We start from the raw sequence: 259 nt of genomic DNA on the forward strand, positions 1-259 counted from the left end.
AACTGTGTCTTTGATACCCACGATTTCAACTTCTTCACCAACTTTGATGATACCAGTTTCAACACGGCCAGTTACAACTGTACCACGACCAGAAATTGAGAATACGTCTTCGATTGGCATCAGGAATGCTTGGTCGATTGCACGTTCTGGTTCTGGGATGTAAGAGTCAAGAGCTTCAACAAGCGCAACTACTGCTGGCTCGCCGTATTGGCTGTCATCACCATTAAGTGCAAGAAGAGCTGAACCACGGATTACAGGA

Annotated in this window: 1 pseudogene; it reads right to left on the minus strand. The window is 45.9% G+C overall.

Going from position 1 to position 259, the window contains the following annotated elements:
• Nucleotides 1-259: pseudogene (locus G5T77_RS14410) on the minus strand (elongation factor Tu); the annotation flags it as partial.

The sequence above is a fragment of the Acinetobacter sp. GFQ9D191M genome (assembly GCF_011174875.1).
Classification (GTDB): Bacteria; Pseudomonadota; Gammaproteobacteria; order Pseudomonadales; family Moraxellaceae; genus Acinetobacter.